This window comes from Methylobacterium indicum (assembly GCF_001043895.1).
Taxonomy (GTDB): Bacteria; Pseudomonadota; Alphaproteobacteria; order Rhizobiales; family Beijerinckiaceae; genus Methylobacterium; species Methylobacterium indicum.
Map to the genome: position 1 here is coordinate 1 of NZ_JTHF01000378.1, position 4,550 is coordinate 4,550.

Sequence of the window (4,550 nt, forward strand, 5' to 3'; positions counted from 1 at the left end):
GGCAGGGCCGCGGGCGCTCGGCAGGGCCGCGGGCGCTCGGCAGGGCCGCGGGCGCTCGGCAGTGCCGCGGGCGCTCGGCAGGTCGCGGAGACGGGTGGCGGCGTTGACGCGACGGGCCCCGGGCGGTTAACCGCCCTTAACCGGGGGAGAGCGGCACCATGAGCGACGCGGGCGGGACGGCGGACGACACGGTGCTCGTCGAGCGGCGGGGGGCGGCGGGCTTCCTCACCCTCAACCGGCCGAAGGCGCTGAACGCGCTCACCCTCGAGATGGTGCGGGCCTTGCGCCGTGCCCTCGACGCCTGGGCGGCGGACCCGGCGGTGACCCGGGTGGTGATCCAGGGCGCCGGCGAGCGCGCCTTCTGCGCCGGCGGCGACATCCGCCGCATCCACGAGGAGGGGAGCGCCGGGCGCCATGCCGAGGCCGAGACCTTCTTCCGCGAGGAATACGAGCTCAACGCGCTGATCCAGCGCTACCCCAAGCCCTACATCGCCTTGATCGACGGCATCGTGATGGGCGGCGGCGTCGGCGTGTCGCTGCACGGCTCGCACCGGGTCGCGGCGGAGCGCACCGCCTTCGCGATGCCGGAGACCGGGATCGGCTTCTTCCCCGATGTCGGCGCCACCTACGCGCTGCCGCGCCTGCCGGGCTTCGTCGGCACCTACCTGGCGCTCACCGGCGAGCGGATCGGGCAGGGCGACGTCGTCGCCTTCGGGCTCGCGACCCACGCCGCTCCGGCTTCGGCCTTTCCGGCGATCCGCGACGCGCTCGCGGAGGGCCGGCCGGTCGAGACGGCGATCGGCCTCCACGAGGCGCCGGTCCCCGGCCCGGTCCACGCCGAGCGGGCGCTCATCGAAGCCTGCTTCTCGGCCGACACCGTGGCCGGGGTGCTCACCCGCCTCGACGCCGCCGGCTCCGACTTCGCGAAAAAGACCGCCGCGACGATCCGCACCCGCTCGCCCACCAGCCTGCACCTGGCGCTGGCGCAGATGCGCCGCGGCGCCTCCCTGTCCTTCCCGGAGGCGATGCGGCTCGAATACCGCATCCTGTGCCGGATCCTGCGCGGGCACGATTTCTACGAGGGCGTCCGCTCGGTGCTGATCGACCGGGACGGCAAGCCGGACTGGCGGCCCGCCACCCTGGAGGCCGTCACGGCCGCGGACGTCGACGCCCATCTCGCGCCGATGCCCGGCGAGCCGAGCTTCACTTAGGCCATGCGCTCGCTCAGCAAGGTCCGGGGCGGTCCCCGGCGGGCGGGTCCCGAGGAGACGGCCGACCGCATCGAGCGCCGGGCGCCGCGGCCCGAGACGCGCTGGGACGTGGTCCTGGTCTGGCTCATGCGGATCGTGGCGGTGGTCTGGATGGTCAAGGGCCTGAGCGCCTGGGCCGAGATCCTGGGCGCCCGCCCCAACGCCGCACCGTTCGAGACGGCCCCGATCGGCCGGCAGGCGGTGATCGTCTATTTCGGCGTCATCAACCTGCTGGCCGCGGTGGGGTTGTGGCTCGCCACCGCCTGGGGCGGGGTGGTCTGGCTGCTCGCCGCCACCTCGGCGATCGTGCTCGCCCTGCTGACGCCGCAGCTCCTGCCGATGTCGCTCCCGAGCCTCGCCTTCGACGGCATGATCATCCTGGTCTACTTCACCGTATCCTGGCTGGCTTCGCGCGAACTACGCTGATCCTCAACCTTTCTCGAAAGTGAATGATCCGGTTCATCTTCGGTTTACCGACAGAGGTAAATCGAGAATTTATCCTGTCGTTTAAACTCACATTCACGGGGTGCGCCTAATTTGAACCCATAAGCGGAGCGGGAGACACCGCCGAGCACCCCCGTACAGAGTGAGGCGTTCCCATGAAGTCCCAGGCGATGAAGGCGGCTCAGACGATCTCCGCTCCCGAGACCGAGGTCGAGACCGCGGTGCGCCCCCACTACCTCGAAGCGCTGCACCTCGTGGAGCGCCTGCACCGCCGCCTCCTCGACGTGATCAAGGACGAGTTCGAGCGCCGCGGCCGCGAGGACGTCAACAGCGTCCAGGCGCTGCTGCTCTACAACATCGGCGACAAGGAGCTGACCGCGAGCGAGCTGCGCACCCGCGGCTACTACCTGGGCTCCAACGTCTCGTACAACGTCAAGAAGCTGGTCGAGACCGGCTACCTGCACCACGCCCGCTCGAAGACCGACCGCCGCTCGGTCCGCATCAGCCTCACCGACAAGGGCCGCGAGGTCCACGAGATCGTCCGCGGGCTCTACGACAAGCACGCCAAGACGATCCAGCCGATCGGCGGCATCTCGGAGGACGATTTCGGCCGCCTCAACGTGGCGCTCGCCCGGCTCGAGCGCTTCTGGACCGACCAGATCCGCTACCGCCTCTGACGTCCGCCGGGCGCCGCGACGGCGCCCGCGGTGATCGCTCCCGGGCGCCGACCCAGGCCCCGGGGCGAGGGTGGCGGAGACATCCGCGAGAGGACGTCACGATCGCGTTGCCGTCGCGAAGCTCTCCAATCTCTGATTTTGCCACGTTTTCTGCGACGAGCCGGCATCCGCCGCGTCGGACAATGCTCCGGTCTCGTCGCGGTCGCCGCCGGCCACCACCGCTCTCCGGCGCGGCTCTCCGGCGTGCAGGCCCCGGCAGGGTCCTGGGGTGGTCCGGGTATCGGGCTCGACGGTGCTACCCGGGAGTTTCGCGCCCGGTCTTTGCCGATCGTTGACCCTCTCGACGGGCCGGCCTGTCGAATGAGCGGCATGCGCAGGTTCCGTCTTGATCAAAAAATATTTTTAAAATATAATTTTAGAAATACCTAAGTAATTTGTGGTGAACGATGACGATCGAGAATTCGAGGAAGGTCGCCCTGATCACCGGCGTGACGGGGCAGGACGGCGCCTACCTGTCGGAACTCCTGCTGCAGAAGGGCTACATCGTCCACGGCATCAAACGACGGTCGTCGTCGTTCAACACCGGACGCATCGAGCACCTCTATCAGGACCCGCACGTCCTCGACCAGCGCTTCGTGCTCCACTACGGCGACATGACCGATTCGACGAACCTGATCCGCGTGATCCAGCAGGTCCAGCCGCACGAGATCTACAACCTCGCCGCGCAGAGCCACGTCCAGGTCAGCTTCGAGACGCCGGAATATACCGCCAACGCCGACGGCCTCGGCACGTTGCGGATCCTGGAAGCGATCCGCATCCTGGGCTTGACCCAGCACACGCGGTTCTACCAGGCCTCGACCTCCGAGCTCTACGGGCTCGTCCAGCAGGTGCCGCAGAGCGAGACGACGCCGTTCTATCCGCGCAGCCCCTACGCGGCGGCCAAGCTCTACGCCTACTGGATCACCGTGAACTACCGCGAGGCCTACGGGATGCACGCCTCGAACGGCATCCTGTTCAACCACGAGAGCCCGCTGCGCGGCGAGACCTTCGTCACCCGCAAGATCACCCGGGCGGTGGCGGCGATCAAGCACGGCCGGCAGGACACGCTCTATCTCGGCAATCTCGACGCCCGCCGCGACTGGGGCCACGCCCGCGAATACGCCCGCGGCATGTGGCTGATGCTGCAGCAGGACCAGCCCGACGACTACGTGCTGGCGACCGGCGAGACGACCCTGGTGCGCGACTTCGTGACCGCCGCCTTCGCGGAGGCCGGGATCGGGCTCGAGTGGTCGGGCCGCGGGGTCGAGGAGACGGCGCGTTGCACCCGCACCGGCCGCGTCCTCGTCGAGGTCGACCCGCGCTACTTCCGGCCGACCGAGGTCGACCTCCTGATCGGCGATCCGACCAAGGCGCACGAGAAGCTCGGCTGGACCCACGACACCACGTGGCGCGAACTCTGCGCCGAGATGGTGCGCCACGATCTCGCGACCCTCGCCCGGGAGCAGCCGCGCCATGCCGAATGAAACTCTGCCGAATGAGACCTCGCCGCCTGACACCTCGTCGAGTGAGATCCTCTACCCGCTCGCCGGCAAGCGCGTCTGGGTCGCCGGGCACCGGGGCATGGTCGGGAGCGCGGTGGTGCGGCGCCTCGCCCGCGAGGGCTGTGAGATCCTGACCGCCGACCGCCGCACGGTCGACCTCACGCGCCAGGCCGAGACCGAGGCCTGGATGGCGACGGCGCGTCCCGACGCCGTCGTGCTGGCGGCCGCCCGCGTCGGCGGCATCCTGGCCAACGCCACCTACCCGGCGGATTTTCTCTACGACAACCTGATGATCCAGGCGAACGTCGCCGAGGCGGCCCGCCGCAGCGGCGTCGGGAAGCTGCTCGTCCTCGGGTCGAGCTGCATCTACCCGAAATTCGCCCCCCAGCCGATCGCCGAGGACGCCCTGCTGACCGGTCCGCTCGAACCGACGAACGAGTGGTACGCGATCGCCAAGATCGCCGGAATCAAGCTCGCCCAGGCCTATCGCCGCCAGCACGGCTGCGACTTCGTCTCGGCGATGCCGACCAATCTCTACGGCCCGGAGGACAATTTCGACCTCGCCGGGAGCCACGTCCTGCCGGCGCTCATCCGCAAGGCGCACGAGGCCAAGCGGCGGGGCGACGACGAGCTCGTCA

5 protein-coding genes are annotated in these 4,550 nt (G+C 69.4%); all 5 read left to right on the forward strand.

Annotated features, from left to right (window positions below; all coding sequences use genetic code 11):
* Window positions 1-158: 158 nt before the first annotated feature.
* Window positions 159-1,211, forward strand: a complete 1,053-nt coding sequence (locus QR78_RS30340) for an enoyl-CoA hydratase/isomerase family protein (protein WP_048431354.1) — start codon at window positions 159-161, stop codon at window positions 1,209-1,211.
* 3 nt (window positions 1,212-1,214) lie between these two features.
* Complete coding sequence (locus QR78_RS30345; protein ID WP_048431355.1) at window positions 1,215-1,676, forward strand: DUF6163 family protein; 462 nt, start codon at window positions 1,215-1,217, stop codon at window positions 1,674-1,676.
* Between the two features lie 173 nt (window positions 1,677-1,849).
* Window positions 1,850-2,371: a transcriptional regulator LdtR gene (gene ldtR, locus QR78_RS30350; protein WP_048431356.1), complete on the forward strand. Its 522-nt coding sequence runs from the start codon at window positions 1,850-1,852 to the stop codon at window positions 2,369-2,371.
* A 446-nt stretch (window positions 2,372-2,817) separates the two neighbouring features.
* Window positions 2,818-3,894, forward strand: a complete 1,077-nt coding sequence (gene gmd / locus QR78_RS30355; RefSeq protein WP_048431357.1) for a GDP-mannose 4,6-dehydratase — start codon at window positions 2,818-2,820, stop codon at window positions 3,892-3,894.
* Window positions 3,884-4,550, forward strand: a 667-nt coding sequence (locus QR78_RS30360) for an NAD-dependent epimerase/dehydratase family protein (protein WP_048431358.1), incomplete at its 3' end; no start/stop codon positions are given. The genes gmd and QR78_RS30360, both read left to right, overlap by 11 nt.

Excerpts from the sequence above, each read along its gene's own strand:
- QR78_RS30340 (WP_048431354.1), top strand. The coding sequence starts at position 159 with ATGAGCGACGCGGGCGGGACGGCGGACGACACGGTGCTCGTCGAGCGG.
- QR78_RS30345 (WP_048431355.1), top strand. The coding sequence starts at position 1,215 with ATGCGCTCGCTCAGCAAGGTCCGGGGCGGTCCCCGGCGGGCGGGTCCC.
- ldtR (WP_048431356.1), top strand. The coding sequence starts at position 1,850 with ATGAAGTCCCAGGCGATGAAGGCGGCTCAGACGATCTCCGCTCCCGAG.
- gmd (WP_048431357.1), top strand. The coding sequence starts at position 2,818 with ATGACGATCGAGAATTCGAGGAAGGTCGCCCTGATCACCGGCGTGACG.